The sequence below is a fragment of the Streptomyces sp. NBC_01525 genome, from assembly GCF_045040405.1.
GTDB lineage: Bacteria > Actinomycetota > Actinomycetes > Streptomycetales > Streptomycetaceae > Streptomyces > Streptomyces benahoarensis.
Window position 1 is genome coordinate 731,240 of sequence record NZ_CP109397.1, and the last position, 18,081, is coordinate 749,320.

Annotated in this window: 16 protein-coding genes and 1 pseudogene; 11 read left to right on the plus strand and 6 right to left on the minus strand. The window is 73.6% G+C overall.

Features of this window, described 5'->3' with window-relative positions; translation table 11 throughout:
• Window positions 1-227 precede the first annotated feature (227 nt).
• From OG422_RS03230 to OG422_RS03240, 3 genes are all read right to left on the minus strand, one after another.
• On the minus strand, window positions 228-719 hold the full coding sequence (locus OG422_RS03230) for an NUDIX hydrolase (RefSeq protein ID WP_405739421.1): 492 nt from the start codon (window positions 717-719) through the stop codon (window positions 228-230).
• A gap of 31 nt (window positions 720-750) precedes the next feature.
• Complete coding sequence (locus OG422_RS03235; RefSeq protein ID WP_405739424.1) at window positions 751-1,356, minus strand: hypothetical protein; 606 nt, start codon at window positions 1,354-1,356, stop codon at window positions 751-753.
• Between the two features lie 90 nt (window positions 1,357-1,446).
• Window positions 1,447-2,244, minus strand: a complete 798-nt coding sequence (locus tag OG422_RS03240) for a glutamate racemase (protein WP_405739427.1) — start codon at window positions 2,242-2,244, stop codon at window positions 1,447-1,449.
• Window positions 2,245-2,381: 137 nt separating this feature from the next.
• Here OG422_RS03240 and OG422_RS03245 point away from each other — a divergent pair, with 137 nt between their 5' ends.
• Complete coding sequence (locus OG422_RS03245; RefSeq protein WP_405747625.1) at window positions 2,382-3,530, plus strand: glycosyltransferase; 1,149 nt, start codon at window positions 2,382-2,384, stop codon at window positions 3,528-3,530.
• A 15-nt stretch (window positions 3,531-3,545) separates the two neighbouring features.
• Here the strand turns inward: OG422_RS03245 and OG422_RS03250 are convergent, their stop codons facing one another.
• Window positions 3,546-4,889 carry a TerD family protein gene (locus tag OG422_RS03250; RefSeq protein ID WP_405739430.1) on the minus strand — a complete coding sequence of 448 codons (1,344 nt, stop codon included), beginning with the start codon at window positions 4,887-4,889 and terminating at the stop codon, window positions 3,546-3,548.
• Between the two features lie 286 nt (window positions 4,890-5,175).
• Between OG422_RS03250 and OG422_RS03255 the strand changes: the two genes are divergently transcribed.
• From OG422_RS03255 to OG422_RS03270, 4 genes are all read left to right on the plus strand, one after another.
• The gene (locus OG422_RS03255; protein ID WP_405739433.1) at window positions 5,176-5,622 is read left to right on the plus strand and encodes a DUF6643 family protein; all 447 of its coding nucleotides are present in this window, start codon (window positions 5,176-5,178) and stop codon (window positions 5,620-5,622) included.
• Between the two features lie 66 nt (window positions 5,623-5,688).
• Window positions 5,689-6,513: an MOSC domain-containing protein gene (locus OG422_RS03260; RefSeq protein ID WP_143940983.1), complete on the plus strand. Its 825-nt coding sequence runs from the start codon at window positions 5,689-5,691 to the stop codon at window positions 6,511-6,513.
• A gap of 237 nt (window positions 6,514-6,750) precedes the next feature.
• Entirely contained in the window at window positions 6,751-7,356 is a 606-nt protein-coding gene (locus OG422_RS03265; protein ID WP_405739436.1) for a hypothetical protein, read from the plus strand.
• Between the two features lie 232 nt (window positions 7,357-7,588).
• A complete protein-coding gene (locus OG422_RS03270; protein WP_143940984.1) occupies window positions 7,589-10,030 on the plus strand; it encodes a right-handed parallel beta-helix repeat-containing protein in 2,442 nt (813 codons plus the stop codon).
• On the opposite strand, the gene OG422_RS03275 is transcribed toward OG422_RS03270, so the two are convergent.
• Window positions 10,000-12,456 (minus strand): hypothetical protein, encoded by a 2,457-nt coding sequence (locus OG422_RS03275; protein ID WP_405747627.1) that lies wholly within the window; start codon window positions 12,454-12,456, stop codon window positions 10,000-10,002. The two genes, OG422_RS03270 and OG422_RS03275, sit on opposite strands and share 31 nt — an antisense overlap.
• Window positions 12,457-12,730: 274 nt before the next feature.
• Between OG422_RS03275 and OG422_RS03280 the strand changes: the two are divergent.
• The 3 genes and pseudogenes from OG422_RS03280 to OG422_RS03290 all read left to right on the plus strand — a co-directional run bounded on the left by OG422_RS03280 (window position 12,731) and on the right by OG422_RS03290 (window position 15,089).
• Window positions 12,731-13,361, plus strand: a pseudogene (locus OG422_RS03280) (AAA family ATPase).
• Between the two features lie 186 nt (window positions 13,362-13,547).
• A complete protein-coding gene (locus OG422_RS03285; RefSeq protein WP_143940986.1) occupies window positions 13,548-14,393 on the plus strand; it encodes a DeoR/GlpR family DNA-binding transcription regulator in 846 nt (281 codons plus the stop codon).
• A gap of 213 nt (window positions 14,394-14,606) precedes the next feature.
• Window positions 14,607-15,089 (plus strand): SRPBCC family protein, encoded by a 483-nt coding sequence (locus OG422_RS03290; protein ID WP_405739440.1) that lies wholly within the window; start codon window positions 14,607-14,609, stop codon window positions 15,087-15,089.
• A gap of 29 nt (window positions 15,090-15,118) precedes the next feature.
• On the opposite strand, the gene OG422_RS03295 is transcribed toward OG422_RS03290, so the two are convergent.
• A complete protein-coding gene (locus OG422_RS03295; RefSeq protein ID WP_405739443.1) occupies window positions 15,119-16,294 on the minus strand; it encodes a PLP-dependent cysteine synthase family protein in 1,176 nt (391 codons plus the stop codon).
• Between the two features lie 240 nt (window positions 16,295-16,534).
• On the opposite strand from OG422_RS03295, the gene OG422_RS03300 reads away from it, so the two are divergent.
• The 3 genes from OG422_RS03300 (at window position 16,535) to OG422_RS03310 (ending at window position 18,073) form a co-directional block, all read left to right on the plus strand.
• Window positions 16,535-16,822 (plus strand): hypothetical protein, encoded by a 288-nt coding sequence (locus OG422_RS03300; RefSeq protein ID WP_143940988.1) that lies wholly within the window; start codon window positions 16,535-16,537, stop codon window positions 16,820-16,822.
• Window positions 16,823-17,192: 370 nt separating this feature from the next.
• A complete protein-coding gene (locus OG422_RS03305) occupies window positions 17,193-17,699 on the plus strand; it encodes an ATP-binding protein (protein ID WP_405739446.1) in 507 nt (168 codons plus the stop codon).
• 182 nt (window positions 17,700-17,881) lie between these two features.
• Complete coding sequence (locus OG422_RS03310) at window positions 17,882-18,073, plus strand: hypothetical protein (RefSeq protein WP_405739449.1); 192 nt, start codon at window positions 17,882-17,884, stop codon at window positions 18,071-18,073.
• The last annotated feature ends 8 nt before the right edge of the window (window positions 18,074-18,081 follow it).

The following is an 18,081-nucleotide window of genomic DNA, read 5'->3' on the forward strand; positions in this document are numbered from 1 at the left end:
CCTCGGACGGCTGGTGGACGGCGGCCTCCTGGCCACCGAACGGTGCGGACGGCATACCTGTTACCGCATCGCCGATCCGGCGGCGGGGGCCCTCTCCGCCGCCGGGTCGGACCGGACCGTCGAGAGTCCGCGACGCCTCACCCGGCCGCCGCTCGAACTCCTCCGCAGAGATCCCGGCCGCATCGGGCTGGTCCGCCCGCCGCCCGCCGCCCAGCGCCCGACGCCCCCTACGACAACACCGACACCCCGCCCTTCCCCTCGAACCACGCCTCCCCGTCCTCCGCCGCCCGGCGGATGCGGGTCAGCGCGAACTCCTCCAGCTCCGGGAGCGCGTCCAGGGCGAACCACGCCACGTCCAGCGACTCGTCGTCGTTGACACGCGCCTCGCCGTCGACCGCCCGGCAGCGCAGCGTGATGTCCATGAACTGGCAGACATCACCGTTCGGATACGTCAGCGGCCGCAGCGCCTCGACAAGGACGACGCGTTCGGGGACGACGCGGACCGCCGTCTCCTCGAAGACCTCGCGGACCGCGACTTCGGCCGGTTGCTCGCCGGGCTCGGCGATGCCGCCGATCACCGACCAGCCACCGGTGTCCGCACGGCGGCCCAGCAGCACCCGGCCGTCGTCGTCGAAGACCACGGCGGTCACCCCGGGCAGCCACAGCAGCTGATGGCCGAGGGTGGAGCGCAGGTCACGGATGAAGTCGGGGGTTGCCATGTCTGCACTGTAAAGGAACGGGCCACCGCCCCTAAGGAGTGACCGTACGAGCCGGGATGCGGCCACGGATGCAGCGGGCGGCGCCCTCGGCGTCGTCGACGGTGACCGTGAAGGTCCGGCCGTCGCGGAGGGTGAGGACCACCGCCTCGCCGCGGCGGACCACGATGGCCATGCCCTGCTCGGGACGCCAGCGGTAGCCCCAGCCACCCCAGTGCCGCGGCGTGACCCAGGGGGCCGTCTCGACGTCAACGACACCCGAGAGCGGGATACGGCGGCGCGGCACCCCGATGTGCCCGCAGCGCACCTCCACGGACTCCCGGTCCACCCGGACCTCGACATGGACGAAGGCGAGCGTGCCGAAAAGGACCAGCAGACCGGCCGCCACGCAGCCGACCACGGCCATCACCAGCGGCACCACCGAGGACGTCCACCGGCTGTCGACGGCCAGCTGGACGCCCAGCGCCAGGCAGGCCACGCCGATCGCGGCCAGCAGCCACTGGATGCGGTTGGTGGCACTGCCGTGCCACACCTCGGGGATCTGCGCGTGCGCGCCGGGCAGGTGGGCGTCGTCGCCGGAGCCGGAGGGGTGGGGGTGCGCGTCGGGGGCGGCTGCCCCGTCGTGGGGGTGGTCCCTCATGCCACGCAGCGTACGCGCCTTCCCGTCCGGGAGCAGCGTGTCGCCCGCCACGTCAGCGGGTCCCGACGGCGGCTCCCCGGAGCGGTACGGTCAGCGGCGCCCGGCCGCCGCGGCGGCGCCGGGGGCCAGCAGCCGGCCCTCGGCGTACGCCAGGGCGAGGGACGGCAGCGCGCCGGGGCGGCCACTCTCGATCATGTACAGGCCGCCGGTCGGCGCGGCGTCCGGCGCGGGCTCGGCGCCGATCCGCCGCAGCGCCTGGGCGGCGACCGCGTCGGCCGAGCCGTACAGCACGAGGGCGGGCGCGCCGGGCTGCTGGAGGGCGTCGCGGATGGCGTCGGCGACCAGCTCGTAGTGGGTGCAGCCGAGGACAACGGCACGGATGTCACGCGGGGTACGGGCGGCGGCCGCCGCGACCGCGTCGGCAATGGCACGCTCGTCGGCCGCCTCGACGGCGTCGGCGAGACCGGGGCAGGGCACACCGGTGACGTCCACGCCCGCGGCGAACCGCTCGATCAGCCCGCGCTGGTACGGGCTGCCGGTGGTGGCCGGGGTCGCCCAGATGGCGACCGAGCCGCCGGAGGCCGCGGCGGGCTTGACCGCCGGGACGGTGCCGATGACCGGGATACCGGGCTCCAGCTCGGCGCGGAGCGCGGGGAGGGCGTGCACGGAGGCGGTGTTGCAGGCGACGATCAGCGCGTCCGGGCGGTGCGCGGCGGCGGCGCGGACGCAGGCCAGCGCGTGCGCGGTGACGTCGTCGGGGGTACGCGGACCCCAGGGCATGCCGTCGGGGTCGGTGGAGAGGACGAGATCGGCGTCCGGCCGGAGCCGTCGCACCGCGGCGGCCGCGGGAAGCAGGCCGGTACCGGAGTCCATCAGCGCGATCTTCACCCGGGCACCCTACTCGTCGGGTGCCCGACTTGTCATACCGGACCGGGTGCTCCGGCGGGCGCGCCGCCGCCCCGCCGGGCGCCCGGAGCACCCCGCCACCGCACCCGCCGTACGGCAGACTGCGGCGCGTGGGAGCGATGGAGTGGATCGGTGCCGGGTCGCTGGCGGCCTGGGTGTGGTTGCTGCTGGGGCAGGGCTTCTTCTGGCGGACGGACGTCCGGCTGCCCCCGCGCACGGAGCCGGAGCGGTGGCCGTCGGTGGCCGTGGTGGTGCCGGCCCGCGACGAGGCGGCGGTGCTGCCGGTCAGCCTGCCGTCGCTGCTGGCGCAGAAGTACCCGGGCCGTGCCGAGATCTTCCTCGTCGACGACGGCAGCACGGACGGCACCGGCGCGCTGGCCCGCGCGCTCGCCGCCGAGCGGGACGGGCTGCCCCTGACCGTCGCCTCCCCGGGTGCGGTGGAGCCCGGGTGGACCGGCAAGCTCTGGGCCGTACGCCATGGGATCGCGCTGGCGCGGGAGCGGACGGACGCGGAGTATCTGCTGCTGACGGACGCCGACATCGCCCACGAGCCGGACAGTCTGCGGGAGTTGGTGGCCGCGGCGCGGTCGGCGCGGCTGGACCTGGTGTCGCAGATGGCACGGCTGCGAGTGGCCACGTTCTGGGAGCGGCTGATCGTCCCGGCGTTCGTGTACTTCTTCGCGCAGCTCTACCCGTTCCGGTGGGTGAACCGGCCGGGCGCCCGGACCGCGGCGGCAGCCGGTGGCTGCGTCCTGCTGCGCGCGCACGCGGCCGAACGGGCGGGCGTCCCGGAGTCCATCCGGCACGCGGTGATCGACGATGTGACCCTGGCCCGGGCGGTCAAGGCGTCCGGCGGGCGGATCTGGCTGGGGCTGGCGGAGCGGGTGGACAGCGTGCGGCCGTACCCGCGGCTGGCCGAGCTGTGGCAGATGGTCGCCCGCAGCGCCTACGCCCAGCTGCGCCACCAGCCGCTACTGCTGCTCGGAACGGTGCTGGGGCTCGCGCTGGTGTATCTGGCGCCGCCCGCGACGCTGCTGGCGGGCGCGGTGGCGGGCAGCCCCGTGGCGGCGGTGTGCGGGGGCGCGGCATGGGTGGTGATGTGCGGGACGTTCCTGCCGATGGTGCGGTACTACCGGCAGCCGTGGTGGACGGCGCCGCTGCTGCCGTTCACCGCGCTGCTGTACCTGCTGATGACGGTGGACTCGGCGGTACGGCACCACCGGGGCCGCGGGGCGGCGTGGAAGGGCCGGACGTACGGCGCGCCGTGAGGGCCACGCCGCCGGTCACTTCTTGGCGGGCGACCAGGTCAGGCCCCAGCCGTAGGCGTGGTCGACGGTGCGCTGCGGGCTGACGCCGGGCTCCGGGACGAGGTAGCGGGCCTCGCGGTGGACGACGAGTTCGCTGCCGGTGTGGGTGATCAGGGCGAGGGCGCAGACCGTCGAGGGCACGGTGCAGGCGTCGAGGGTGAACTCCACCGGCGCGCCGTGCTGCGGCTGGAGTGTGACGGAGGCGTGCAGCCCCTCGAAGCTGCGGGCACCGGCGTAGACGGTGACGAAGAGCAGGATGCGGCGGATATGGCTCTGGTGGTCGAGGTTGATGGTGAGGTTCTCGCCGGTCGCGACGGCGCCGGTGCGGTCGTCGCCGTCGAGCTGGAGGTAGGGCGGGGCGTGCAGCGCGCCGAAGCTGTTGCCGAGCGGGTGGACCACTCCGACGCTGCCGTCGGTGAGTTCGTAGAGGGCGCACAGATCGAGATCGAGGTCGCCGCCCGGCGGCAGCAGCGCGCCGCGCGCCCCGAGCGCCTCCATGGCCTTGCGGCCGAGCTTCTTGCCGAACCGCTTGGCCGCCCCGGCGCCGGTCCAGTTGAGGTTGACCCGCATCGCGCCGCCGGTGCCGCCCTGCTTGGTGAGCGATACGGACGGCGCCTCCTTCGTCAGGGTGACCTTGGTGAGGCTGACGGGGGCGGCGGGCGCGGGAGGCGCCATCGGCGGGGGCGGGCCGACCGGAGCGGCGGGCGCGGGCGCCGCGCCCGGGTACGGACCGCCCGGCGCGGGGCCCGCGGGCGCCGGGGCCGCGGGGGTTGCCGTCGGGGCCGTCGCCTCCGGCTCCGCCTCGACGCTGACGCCGAAGTCGGTGGCGAGTCCCGCGAGCCCGGTGGCGTACCCCTGGCCCACGGCGCGGAACTTCCACCCGCCCTGGCGGCGGTACAGCTCGCCGAGGACGTAGGCGGTCTCGGCGGTGGCGTCGGCGCTGTCGAAGCGGGCCAGTTCGGCGCCGCCCGCCGCGTCCAGCACCCGGATGTACAGGCCCGGTACCTGTCCGAAGGTGCCGCCGTCGGCGGAGGCCGCGAGCACCACGGTGTCCACCGCGCCGTCGACGGCCGTGAGGTCGACGACGAGGGTGTCGGTCCGCGCGGCACCGGAGCCGGTCCTGCCCTCGTACCGGACGGCGCCCGAGGCGTGGACCGGCTGGTTGCAGAAGACGAAATCGCCGTCGTCGCGCACCCGTCCGGAGACCAGGAGGAGGGCGGAGGCGTCCACGTCCGGCGCCCCGGGTGCGGCCCACCAGCCCAGCTCGACCCGCACGGCCCCCGCCGCCACCGGAACGTTCCCGCCCTTGAGCATCGCCATCTCGGCACCCTTCTCGCGCTTCCCGCATCCCACAGACCCCACAGGACGCTCCCACCCCGCCGAACGTCCCGTCAGCCACAGCCGTTCCCCACCTACTTGGCCGGAACGGGTGTGAACGTCCCCTGTTCACTTGCGAGAAGCGAGGTCTTTACGCATTTTCTACGGGTGATCTCGACCGATTTTCGCTATTTCATCCCCATTACGGGCGGGAGGTCACCACCGCCCCGTGAAACAACCCGCATTCCAGGCTCCCCAATCGGCACATCGTGGGCTTAACTTAAGAGGTATGACCTCCCCCCGCTCTACCTACGGCGGCGGCTACTACGCTTCGCCGTCCTTCCCGGACACCCCCATCTACGACAGTCTCGTCGCCGAGCGCGGGACGCCGCAGATCGCCCCGATCCGGGTCAACCCGGCGCCGTACGACACCGGCTCGTCGTACCTTCCGGCGCTCCCGGCGGCGCTCCCCGCCGCCCCTTCGCATCCGTCGCCCGGGCAGGGCCACCCCGGTGCCGCGGCCCCGGTCGCCCCGCTCCAGCACACGCCGGCGCCGTACATCCCGCAGCAGGCGGTCACCCGCGGCTATCCGGCCGCCCCGCAGCCGCCGCGCCCGCCCATGGGCACCGGCTACGAGGCGATGCGCCCGGCCGCCCCTGTGGCACCCGCCCCGCAGCGCGGCCCGGCGCCGTACGACGACCCGTACGGCCGCTCGTACCAGCCCCGGGGCTACTGACCGGGAGCGGGGGCAGGGGACCGGCCTCCCGGGTCGGTTGTCGGTGGTGGCTGGCAGGATGGGGACATGCCCGAGCCAGCACTGCGTGACATTCGTCTGTACCCGGTCAAGTCCCTTGCGGGGGCCGGTCCCGCCGAAGCGGTCGTGGAACCCTGGGGGCTCGCCGGGGACCGGCGCTGGATGCTGGTCGATGCCGAGCGCCGGTTGGTGACCCAGCGGCCGCACCCGAAACTGGCGCTGGCCGCCGCCGAGGGTCTGCCGGGCGGCGGGGTGCGGCTCACCGCGCCCGGGATGGAGCCGCTGACCGTCGAGGTGCCCGAGCCCGGCAGGACGGTCACGGTCGGGATCTGGCGGGACGAGGTCGAAGCGGTACCGGCCGGCTCCACCGCGTCCGCGTGGTTCAGCCGGTATCTGGAGACGCCGGTGGAGCTGGTGCACCTCGACGCACCGGCCGAGCGGCGGCCCATCGATCCGCGGTACTCCCGGCCGGGCGACACCGTCTCCTTCGCCGACGGCTATCCGCTGCTGCTCACCACCACCGCGTCCCTGGACGCCCTCAACTCCCTCATCGCCCAAGGCGATCACGCCGACGAGGGCCCGCTGCCGATGAACCGCTTCCGTCCCAACGCGGTCGTCGACGGCACCACCCCGTGGGCCGAGGACACCTGGCGCACGGTGCGGATCGGCGCCGTGGTCTTCGACGTCGCGAAGCCCAGCAGCCGGTGCGTCGTCACCACCACCGACCAGCGCACAGCCGAGCGGGGCAAGGAGCCGCTGCGCACCCTGGCGCGCCACCACCGCATCTCCGAACGCCCGGTCTTCGGCCAGAACCTCATCCCGCGGAACACCGGCACGATCCGTGTCGGCGACCCCTTCGCGATACTCGGCTGACGCCCCGGGCCGGGCGGCGCGCGGGCGTCTCGCCGTACAGGCGCCCACCGGGGCGTACAGCCGACGGTCTCGCGGCGCTCCGGGGCGGAGGTCAGGAGGCGGTGCGCGCCCGCGCATACCACGGCCCCCGGCGCCCGGGCGGGCCGCGGGGATGAGCCGGGACGCCGGTCGTCGTGGGCGGAAGTCGCGCACAAGCGGTGCCGGATGGGGTATTCAAGGAGTCGGAGAGGGGATCCGGTGAAGCGAGTGAAGCCCGGTCTGCGTGCGCGGTGGCGCAATCCGCTGCGCCGCCGTACCGACCGCATCGAGTCCCTGCTGACTGTGCTCACCGTGCTGCTGATCGGCCTGGGAGCGCCGGTGGCGGGGGCGAAGGCGGGCGGCGCGGTGCACGACGCGTTGCTGGCGACGGTGCGCGCCCAGGCCGCCCACCGCCATCTGGTGTGGGCCACCGTCGACCGTCTGGCCACCCGCGCTCCGATGGACCCCGACCCGGAGACGTCCTCGCGGCACGACTCCCATCTACGGGTCATCGCCCGGTGGACGGCGTGGGACGGCAGCCCGCGCACGGGACGGATAGGCGCGCCCCGGCCCGTCGAGCCGGGCGACCGCTTCCGGATCTGGACCGACGACCGTGGTCTGGTCATCCCCCGCCCCATGGACGAGTCCACCGCCGCCACCCACGCGACGCTGGCGGGCCTCGGGGTCGCCGCCTGCGCCGGGGGGCTGGTCGAGGGCGCCCGTCGGCTGGCCGTACGGCAGCAGATGGTGCGCCGTTACCGCCGCTGGGACGAGGCATGGGCGCGCGCGGGTCAGACCTGGGGCCGCGCGGACGCCGGAAACTGACCGCGTTCCGGGCACCCGCGGCGCACGGCTCGGACGCCTGCGCCGGGCCTGTGCGTCCGTGCGTCCCCACGTCCGGCCGACGCTGTCCGACCACGTCAACCACCGCCCCCCGGGCGCGCTACGGTGGTGCAGCCAGCCACTCGGCTGGGGCCCGGGCACCCGTATGCGGACATCAGCGGACGGAACCTGCCGGGCCGTCAACAGCCGCACGAGGTGGGGGCACGACAGCACCATGGCACAGGGCTCGGTCCAGGTGACGCACTCCGGAACATCCCGCTGGCGACGCCGCACGGGCGAGTACAGCTCGCTCTCCGCAGCGCTGGAGGCCGCGGGGGACGGTGATGTGCTGACCGTGCCGGCGGGAACGTACCGCGAGAATCTGGTGTTGCAGCGCGCGGTGACGCTGCGCGGTCCGGACGGGGCACGCGGCTCGGTGCGGATCGTCCCGGCCGACGGCGTCGCGCTGACGATACGGGCGTCCGCGATCATCCACGATCTGCACCTGGAGGCGACGGATTCGGCGTCGCCCGCCGTGCTGGTGGAGGACTGCGCGCCGGAGCTGGTGGGGCTGCGGGTGGTGACCCGTTCCGCCGCCGGTGTCGAGGTGCGCGGTGGGGCCCGGCCGACGGTGCGGCGCTGCACGGTCGACAACTCCGGGGGCGTCGGCATCAGCGTGCTGGACGGCGCGGGCGGCGTCTTCGAGGAGTGCGAGGTGGTGGCCGCGGGGCAGGCCGGGGTCGCGGTGCGCGGCGGCGCGCACCCGCGGCTGGAGAACTGCCGGATACACCACGCCTCCGGCGCCGGTCTGTCGCTGCACGGCGAGGGCAGCGGCGTGGAGGCGGTGGGCACCGAGATCTACGAGATCAAGGGCACCGGTGTGCAGGTGGCGTCGCGTGCGACCGGGCATCTGACGGACTGCACCGTGCACCGCACCTCGGCCGACGGTGTCACCCTCGACACCGACGCGGTGCTCACCCTCGCCGACTGCGCCATCCATGACATCCCGGAGAACGCCGTCGATCTGCGCTCCCGGTCGGTCCTCACCCTGACCCGCTCCACGGTGCGGCACTTCGGGCGCAACGGCCTGTCGGTGTGGGACCCGGGCACCCGCGTGGACGCCAACCAGTGCGAGATCCACGACAGTACGGGCGACTACCCCGCGGTGTGGGTGAGCGACGGCGCGACGGCCGTGCTGGACGCCACGCGGGTGCACGATGTGCCCGACGCGCTGTTCGTCCTCGACCGCGGCTCGCGCGCCGATGTCGTCGACTGCGATCTGTCGCAGGTGCGCAACACCGCGGTGTCGGTCAGCGACGGCGCGACGGTGCAGCTGGACGACTGCCGGATCCGGGAGGCTGCGACGGGCGCGTGGTTCCGGGACCACGGCAGCGGCGGCACCCTCGCCAACTGCGTCATCGAGGGTGCGCAGACCGGCGTCATCGTCACCAAGGGCGCCGACCCCACCGTCGAGGGCTGCACGGTCGGTTCGCCCACCGAGGCCGGTTTCTACGTCTCCGCCGAGGGGCGCGGTACGTTCCAGGGCTGCCGGGTCACCGGCAGCTCCGGCTTCGGCTTCCACATCATCGACGGCTGCCGGACGACGCTGACCCGCTGCCGTACGGAGCGGTGCGCGCGCGGTGGCTACGAGTTCGCCGACGGGGCGTCCGGGGACGGCACCGGCGGGCCGACCGTCACGGACTGCACCAGCGACGAGAGCCGGACCGCGGCACCCACGCCGTCCTCCGGGTCGGCACCGGCGGTGCAGCAGGCGACGCAGACCACCGGGCTGCTGAGCGGCGTTCCGGCGCAGGGCACCGCGCGCCCGGAGGCGACGCCCGCGGAGAGCGAGCCCGAGGCGGCGCGGCGCCCGTCGGAGGAGGTGCTCGGCGAACTCGACACCCTGGTGGGTCTGGAGAGCGTCAAGCACGAGGTCCGCAGCCTGATCAACATGATCGAGGTGGGGCGCAGGCGGCAGCGGGCGGGCCTGAAGGCCGCCTCCGCCCGCCGCCACCTGGTGTTCACCGGCTCCCCCGGTACGGGCAAGACGACTGTCGCCCGGCTGTACGGCGAGATCCTGGCCTCCTTGGGGGTGCTGGAACGCGGGCATCTGGTCGAGGTGTCGCGGGTGGATCTGGTGGGCGAGCACATCGGCTCGACCGCGATCCGCACCCAGGAGGCGTTCGACCGGGCGCGCGGCGGGGTGCTGTTCATCGACGAGGCGTACGCCCTCTCCCCCGAGGATTCGGGTCGTGATTTCGGGCGGGAGGCCATCGACACGTTGGTGAAGCTGATGGAGGACCACCGGGAAGCAGTCGTGGTGATCGTCGCCGGTTACACCGCCGAGATGGAACGCTTCCTGGCCGTCAACCCCGGTGTGGCATCGCGCTTCTCACGGACCATCACCTTCGGTGACTACGGGGCGGAGGAGCTGCTGAGGATCGTCGAGCAGCAGGGCGAGGAGCACGAGTACCAGCTCGGCGAGGGGGCCGACGAGGCGCTGCTGAAGTACTTCACCGCGCTGCCGAAGGGCCCGTCGTTCGGCAACGGCCGTACGGCGCGGCAGACGTTCGAGGCGATGGTCGAGCGGCACGCGGGCCGGGTCGCGCGACTCACCGACCCGAGCACCGACGACCTCACCCTGCTCTACCCCGAGGATCTTCCCGAACTGCCCTGAGACGTACGGGGGGTGTCGCCCGCCTCCGGGGTGCCGGACCGCTCCGGCGCTCCCGAGACGGGCGTCGTGGCACGCTGTCCCGGCACGGCCGTGCCGAGGCGGGCGAGGAGTTCGCCGCGGACCCGCTCGAAGACGGGGTCGGCCTGGTAATCGCCGTGGCCGAGGATCTGGGCGGGCAGCGGATGCTGGAGGGTGCGGCCCAGGGTCAGCGGGTCGCGCAGCGGTCCCTCGTCGATCCGTCGGCCTTCCTCGCTGGTCAGGCGGATCGGGCCGCCGATGGGGTCGGTGAACCGCCAGAGATTGCGCCAGTCGTCCATCTCGCGGTGCAGCCCGGTCAGGAACGGCGGGCCGAAGAACGCGGGGAACCAACGGCCGTACAGGCGCTCCAGCGGGGATCCGTAGGTGAGCAGGGCGACGCGGCTGCGGGTGACGAGGTCGAGCTGCCAGACGGCCGCCGCGGCGAGCACGCTGCCCTGCGAGTGGCCCGAGATCACCAACCGTCCATCGTACCGCTCGGTCCAGGTCGCCATCCGCCAGGTGAGGTCGGGGACGGCGCGCTCGGCGTAGCAGGGGGGCGCGAAGGGATGGGCGGCGCGCGGCCAGAAGGTGCCGACGTCCCAGAGGATGCCGATGGTGCGCCGGGCGGAGCGGTCACGGTAGGCACGTCGTCCGGTGGCGAGCAGGAGTATCACCCCGGCGCCCATCAGCCAGGAGCCGAGAGCGGACGCGGTCTCGGCGGCGGCGTGCACGGCGGGCGGGGCACCTTCGGTGGCGGGGCCGGGCGCACGGCCGGTGCACCAGGCGCCGAGGACCGCACCGGCACCCAGGAGGAGGGTGACGGCGGCGGTGGCGGCGGCCAGGACGGGCGCGGAGTCGGTGAGTCCGGCGCGGGCGATGGTCCCGGCGATCTTCCCGGTGAGCCAGGCGTCGGGCTTCTGCCGGTCGTCGTAGAGACCGGGGACATCGGCGGCGACGCGGCGGCTGACGGTGCGCACCCGCAGCGCGGCGAGCAGGGCGACGGCGACCACGACGAGCAGCAGGACGGGGATGACCGACGCCTGCCAGGAGAGCAGCACCGGCGGCCCGGCCATGACTGTTCCACTGTCGCCCGGGGTGGCGTCGCCGTCGATCCAGTCGGCGAACCGCTGGGCCACTCCCCCGGACAGGACGCCGCCGACCGCGCAGGCCAGCAGGGCGACGGCGGGGCCGCCCATGCCGTTCAGTGCGGCGCGGGCGTCGTCGCGGGAGATGCGGTGCAGGACCCGGGCGGTGAGCACCAGGGCGAGGACCAGGACGCCCTGGAGAACGGTGAGGGCACCGAAGGCGGCGACGCCGGGCAGCGCGCCCGAGGTGACGGCCATGGGGCGCTGCCAGGCGGCGTGCACGGCGGTCAGGGCGAAGGCGCCGAGTGCGGCGTAGGGCAGGGCCCGGACCACGGCGCGGTCCCGGGTGTCGTCGGGCGCCGCCTCACTGCGGGCGGTGCGTCCCAGAACGACGAGGGTGGTCGCGGCGAGCAGGGCGAGCAGGACGGCGAGGGCGTCGCCGGTGGCGGTGAGCGCGGCTCCGGCGCCGCCCCGGGCGTCGGTGGTGCGGACGGCGCAGAGCACGGCGGCGGCGACGGTCAGCACGCCCGCGGTGGTGTGGACGGTGCGCAGCCGGGCCACGACGCGGCGGCCGTACCAGAAGCCGTCGAGGCTGAGGGCGGTGCGTTCGTCGGGCGGGGTGTTGCGGGAGGTGCCGGGGCGACGGGGCGGCGGGGACGCCGACTCGTAGGCGCTCCAGGTGCGGTGCGAGAGCCAGGTCAGGAAGGCGATGACGAGGAGCGGCAGGGCGGCGGCGAGGACCAGGCGGCGGCCGGGCAGGCTCCACCAGCCGCCTTGGGCCGGGCTGACGAAGCCCATCCAGGACTTGCCCGCGACGCAGGAGGCCGTCCCGGCGCACTGCCAGGCGGTGAGGTCGAGGGCAACCTCGCAGGCGGCGGCTGCCAGCAGGACGGTCAGGCTGAGCGCGAGGACGCGGACGAGCATGTCGTAGGCGCGCTGGGCGGGATGGCCGGGCGGGCCCGCCGGGCGCATCCAGTGGGCGAGGTTGGCGACCATGAAGGGCAGCAGGATGAGCCAGAGGGCGCGGGCGCCGTTGCCGGAGGTGAGGTTGGACCAGCAGTACGCCTCGCGGACCGGGGCGTCGCGGTAGTCCTCGGGGCGCTCCTCCGCGTCGGCGTCCTCGCTGCGGCGGTAGCAGGCCGCGGTGTCGTCGCCGGTGATCAGCGTGGTGCGTGGCTCGCCGAGCATGTCCTGTGGTGTGGTGCCTCCGACGCCGTGCACCAGCAGCTCCAGGGCGAGCTGTGGTGGCCGGTCGCCGGTGGTCTCCTTGGCGGTGTGTGCGCGCGGCGGATGCGCGTGTGGTGTCGTGTCCGCGGTCTCCACTATGTCCCCCGTAAATCCGAGCGGCGCCGACGGCGCCGGGTCCTCACACAAGGATCACCTTTCCCCGCCGCGGAGTTGCATTCCCCTCCCGAAAGCGTGCCCTTCGTCCGATAAATACCCCTGTGGCCCTGGGGAGGCCCGATTCGGGCGTCGTGATCGCCTGCCGCGTACGCCTGAAACGCCTCGCTCGGCGCCTCCACGACCACTCCGCGGAGCGACTGGTTCACCCGTCCGCCGCAGGCGCCGCGACACAGGGCACCTCTAAGGTCGGCCCATGCTTCTGTGGCTCAACGGCCCTTTCGGGGGCGGCAAAACGCAAACGGCGTTCGAGATCAGGCGGCGGCTGCCCGGCAGCGTGGTCTGCGATCCGGAGGAGGTGGGGTTCGGCCTGCACCGGATGACCCCGCCGGGCGCACGCGGCGACTTCCAGGACCTCCGTGCCTGGCGGCAGGGGGTGTACGAAGTCCTCGGCCTGGCGCTCCCGCCATCCGGGCCCGGTGATCGCCCCGATGACGATCGTCGAACCGGCGTACTTCGAGGAGACGGTGGGCCGGTTGCGGGAACGCGGCCACGACGTACGGCACTTCGCACTGCTGGCGGAGCGCGAGACGGTGCTGCGGCGCCTAAGGGAGAGGGGCGCGGGGCAGGTCCTGCGCTTCGTGACCGGCAAGGAGAGGCAGCTGCTGCGGGAGAGCTTCGCGGTGCGGAAGCTCGATCTGTGTCTGGAGCGGCTGCGGGGGCCGGAGTTCGCCGAGCACGTATGGACCGACCGGATCACGGTCCCGGAGGTCGCCGACCGCGTCGCCGCGTCGGCGGACCTGACCCTCAGCCCGAATACCGACGGCCCGGTACGGGGCGGGCTCCGCCGGGTGTGGACGGGGCTGCGGCACATCCGGCTGTACTGACGGGGTACGGGCCGGGCAGGCGGGGAGGGCAGGCCCCGCGGTCCGCGTCCGTCGCGCCGCTCGGGGCGTTGGCAAGCGCGTCCCGCGGCGTTGTCAGTGGCTCGTGCGAGGATGAGGAAAACGATCGGGACGGGCGGCGGAGCGCAGGTGACGCGCCGGTGAGCTGGGCGGAAGGGACGGGCCGGGGTGAGTGACAATCAGAATCTGCTGGCCGAGCAGCGGCGGGCCCTGATCCTCGAAGAGGTCAGGCGGCGCGGCGGCGCGCGGGTCAACGAACTCACCCGCAGACTCAGCGTCTCGGACATGACCGTCCGCCGCGATCTGGACGCGCTGGCCCGGCAGGGCATGCTGGAGAAGGTGCACGGCGGCGCGGTTCCGGTCGGCGAGCCGAGTGCACACGAGCCGGGTTTCGAGGCGAAGTCGGCGCTGGAGCTGAGCGCCAAGGAGGACATCGCGGTGGTGGCGGCGCAGATGGCCGCCCCGGGCAGCGCCATCGCCCTGGCGGGCGGCACCACCGCCTATGCGCTGGCCCAGCAGTTGGTGGACGTACCGGATCTGACGGTGGTCACCAACTCCGTTCGGGTCGCCGATGTCTTCTACACCGCGCAGCGGGCGACGGCGAGCGGCGGCGCGGGGCCACGGGCCGGTGCAGCGACGGTGGTGCTGACGGGCGGGGTGCGCACCCCGTCGGACACGCTGGTCGGGCCGGTCGCCGATGCCGCGATCCGCTCCCTCCACTTCGATGTGCTCTTCCTCGGGGTGCACGGCATATCGGTGGAGGCAGGGCTGTCCACCCCGAATCTCGCGGAGGCGGAGACCAACCGGCACTTCATGCGCTCGGCGCGGCGGGTCGTGGTGGTCGCCGACCACACCAAGTGGGGCACGGTGGCACTGAGTTCGTTCGCGACACTGGAAGAGGTCGATGTACTGGTGACCGACAGTGGCCTCTCCCCCGAGGCACGGGAACGCTTCGCCGAACTGCCGCCGGAGCTGGTGGTGGCGGGCGAGCCATGGCAGGACTCCGAGGGGTAGGAGGCGCGACGTCCGGTTGACGTCCGGCCGAACGCTGACAGGGGCCACGCGTTCCGCGTAGGCAGGAGTACGGGTATCCGGGCACGCGGCACCGCAGACATCTGCGGGCGGGCACTCTAGGATCCGCGGCGCCGGTCCACCCGAGGGCCGGGGCTTCGTGGGCGCCCGTGGCGTCCGCGAAGCCGTACCGCTCCACCCGTTGGGGGTTGCTCCATGCGTCGGCTCCGCCCCGTAGAACTGGACTTCGCCCGGTCCGCGCCGCTGCGGCTGGCCTTCTCCGCCCGGCTCGGTGCGCCGCCCGCAACGGTGTACGCGGCGCTGGCGGAGGACATCGAAGGCTGGGCGCGCTGGTTCACCGGGGTCGCGCGGGCCGTGCCGATGGACGGGGGCGCGGGCCGGGACGTACGGCTGACGGGCGGCACCCGTTTCCTCGAAACCGTGCTGACCGCACAACCCGAGGCGCTGTACGCCTACCGTGTGGACCGCACCAACGCCCCGGGGATCCGAGCCCTGTTGGAGGAGTGGCGGCTCACCCCGGACGGCGGCGGCACCCGGCTGCGGTGGACGTTCGCGGCCGACGGTCCGGGGCCGCTGCACCTCGCCCTGCTGCTGGCACGGCCGGGCCTGGGCCGGGCCTTCCGAGTGTCGGCGCGGGCGCTCGACCGCCGACTGGCCATGGCGAACAGCGACAGCTGACCCCGGCCGGACCGGAACCGGATGCGTGCTCACTCGGGCCAGAGACCCGTGCTCAGGAAGGTGTCGAGGGCACGGGCGTACGGCGCGATGTCCAGGCCCTGGGCGGCCAGCCAGTCGTCCGAGTAGTACTTGTCGAGGTAGCGGTCGCCCGGGTCGCAGAGCAGGGTGACGACGGAGCCGGTCCGCCCGGCGGCGTGCATCTCGCCGACGATCCTCAGGGCGCTCCACAGCCCGGTACCGGTCGAGCCGCCCGCCTTGCGGCCGATGGCCGATTCCAGGGCGCGTACGGCGGCGATGCTGGCGGCGTCGGGGACCTTCATCATCCGGTCGATCGCGCCGGGCACGAAGCTCGGTTCCATCCGGGGGCGGCCGACACCTTCGATCCGGGAAGGGGTCGCGCAGCGCGTTCCGGCATCGCCGGTGAGCCAGCCGTCCAAGAAACAGGAGTTCTCCGGGTCGGGGACGCAGATGCGGGTGTCGTACTGCATGTAGTGGACGTAGCGGGCGATGGTCGCGGAGGTGCCGCCGGTGCCCGCGGTCGCGACGATCCAGGCCGGTTCCGGATAGCGTTCCAGGCGCAGCTGCTCGTAGATCGACTCGGCGATGTTGTTGTTGCCGCGCCAGTCCGTCGCCCGTTCGGCGTAGGTGAACTGGTCCATGTAGTGGCCGCCGGACTCCGCCGCGAGCTGCGCGGAAACCTCGTAGACGGTGCGCGGGTCCTGGACGAGGTGGCAGGTGCCGCCGTGGAATTCGATCAGCCGGGTCTTCTCGCGGCTGGTGGTCGCGGGCATCACCGCGATGAACGGCACCCCGATCAGCGACGCAAAGTACGCCTCGGAGACGGCGGTGGAGCCGCTGGAGGCTTCGATGACGGGCTTGCCCGGCCGGATCCAGCCGTTGCACAGCCCGTAGAGGAAGAGGGAGCGGGCGAGGCGGTGCTTGAGGCTGCCGGTGGGGTGGGTCGACTCGTCCTTGAGGTAGAGGTCGATGCCCCACTCCTCGGGGAGCGGGAAGCGCAGCAGATGGGTGTCGGCGGTGCGGTTGGCGTCCGCCTGGACCTTGCGGACGGCTTCCTTCAGCCAGCTGCGGTAGTCCGGATCGGTGCGGTCGACGTCGACGGTCGGCATCGGGGCATGGACGGCCGCCTGCGGTGCACCGTCGGCGCCGGCGCGGTGCGGGGTGTGCGGCTGCTGTGCGGTGCTCACCGGAGCGCTCCTCAAGGGTTGTGAGCCCGTACGAAGAGGCGGGCCGAATTCGACTATAACCACCTCGCGTACGCTTCTCACCTGCATAAACGTACCTTTGGGAGGCCCCAAGGAGAGCCTGGGCGACAGGTGTCCGCACGGACCGGCTCCGGGGGCACTGGTGCACGACGCGAAGGCCGTGCACACTGCCCCCATAGGGGGCGGTGAGGGGCACCTGCCCATGGCGAGGAGGTGGCCGGCATGGCCGAGCCCGAATTCAACGCGACCGGCGTGCACATCGAACGATCACTGCGGTCCCTGACCCGGGCCGGGCAGGTCGTGATCCGGGACGGCAGGCTCGCGCTGCTGACGAGTTACGGCAAGGTGATCGACAGCGCGCCGCTCCGTGCGGTCCAGGTGCACAAGCCCCTCTTCGCCGCCCGCGACCGGGCCCTGGCCCGCCTGAACGGCAACCGCTATTCCCTGACCCTGGGCGCACCCGATCGCTTCCTCGACGCGGTACAGGCGGCCCACGCACCGCGGACCTGAACACCGCGAGCGACCGGCTCGCCCGTTACGGCTCCGCTCCCGGCCGGGCCGTTCACCTGGCCTGTCTTGGGTGGGCCCGAACCTTCAGGTGTCCGCTGCGCCGTTCGGGGCAACGGCCGGGGCACGGTCGCCGTCGGCATGTACGGGACAGCGGGCACCGACCCGTAAGGGGCGCGCGGGGCTCTCCGTACGCCGGGGCGTGTGCGGACGGCGGCCGCGCGGCAGGGCTGCGGTTGCGGGCGCGCCGCTCCGGACCGACCCTGGATCTGTATCACTGAGGGTTCACCGGCGATGACGCTGCGGTGTGCGTCGCCGGGTTCGGTCTTCGCCCCGCCCCGCGGGACGCCCGGCCTCATCAGGGAGTCGCGTCGTGATCAGGCAGCCCAGCAGACACTGCACGGTGGAGCTCCAGGCCCTCCCGGCCCGTATCGGGCAGGTGCGCCGCGTCATCTCGGCCCAACTGCGGTACTGGCACCTCGATCCGCTCGTGGATCCGGCCGCGCTCGGCCTCACCGAACTCCTCGCGAATGTGCACCGGCACGCCCGCCCCAGCAAGCAGTGCACCGTCCAACTCTGCGTACTCATCGACCAGTTGACCGTCGCCGTGCACGATCACGATCCGCGACTCCCCCAGCTACGGGCCGCCGACACCTGGGAGACCTGCGGCCGTGGCCTGGCCCTGATCGCCGCGCTCAGCGAGAGCTGGGGCGTGCGTCCGGACGGCGCCGGGAAGATCGTGTGGTTCACGCTGCCCGCACTCCCCCTCGCACCGCAGGAGCCGGTACCAGGTCCACCGCACCGGATCGGCACCCTTCTGGAACACACCTGGACGGCAGCCGGCCCACGCACCCGGATACGGGGTGCGGGGGTCGGCTGAACGGTTTCCGGCCTGGGGACGGGACTTCAGGCCCCCGGAGTCGGGCGGGGCAGCACGTACCACCACTTCGACGGCAAGGCCGCCCTGGCACTGGCCGCCGTCGAGCGGAGCGCCGAGGAGTTGCGGGCGTCGGCCGACGCCTGCCTTTCGGGACCTGGTAGGGCCTACGATTCTGCTGGGCGGTGACACCACGACGGCCGGCGCCCGGTCAGCGGCGGGCCCGGTATCCGCATCTGCTGCGGCGGCAACGTCCCTGGCCGGCGGAGGTGTGGGGGCCGGAACTGGTGATGCGGATGCTGACCGTGCATCCGGCCCGCGCGTTCGCCGCCGTCCGGCCATCGGAGGACGGCGGGCGCCGGACCGCCGAGGGCTGAGCACGGCC

Excerpts from the sequence above, each read along its gene's own strand:
- OG422_RS03230 (WP_405739421.1), bottom strand. The coding sequence starts at position 719 with ATGGCAACCCCCGACTTCATCCGTGACCTGCGCTCCACCCTCGGCCAT.
- OG422_RS03235 (WP_405739424.1), bottom strand. The coding sequence starts at position 1,356 with ATGAGGGACCACCCCCACGACGGGGCAGCCGCCCCCGACGCGCACCCC.
- OG422_RS03245 (WP_405747625.1), top strand. The coding sequence starts at position 2,382 with ATGGAGTGGATCGGTGCCGGGTCGCTGGCGGCCTGGGTGTGGTTGCTG.
- OG422_RS03250 (WP_405739430.1), bottom strand. The coding sequence starts at position 4,889 with ATGGCGATGCTCAAGGGCGGGAACGTTCCGGTGGCGGCGGGGGCCGTG.
- OG422_RS03255 (WP_405739433.1), top strand. The coding sequence starts at position 5,176 with ATGACCTCCCCCCGCTCTACCTACGGCGGCGGCTACTACGCTTCGCCG.
- OG422_RS03260 (WP_143940983.1), top strand. The coding sequence starts at position 5,689 with ATGCCCGAGCCAGCACTGCGTGACATTCGTCTGTACCCGGTCAAGTCC.
- OG422_RS03270 (WP_143940984.1), top strand. The coding sequence starts at position 7,589 with ATGGCACAGGGCTCGGTCCAGGTGACGCACTCCGGAACATCCCGCTGG.
- OG422_RS03290 (WP_405739440.1), top strand. The coding sequence starts at position 14,607 with ATGCGTCGGCTCCGCCCCGTAGAACTGGACTTCGCCCGGTCCGCGCCG.
- OG422_RS03300 (WP_143940988.1), top strand. The coding sequence starts at position 16,535 with ATGGCCGAGCCCGAATTCAACGCGACCGGCGTGCACATCGAACGATCA.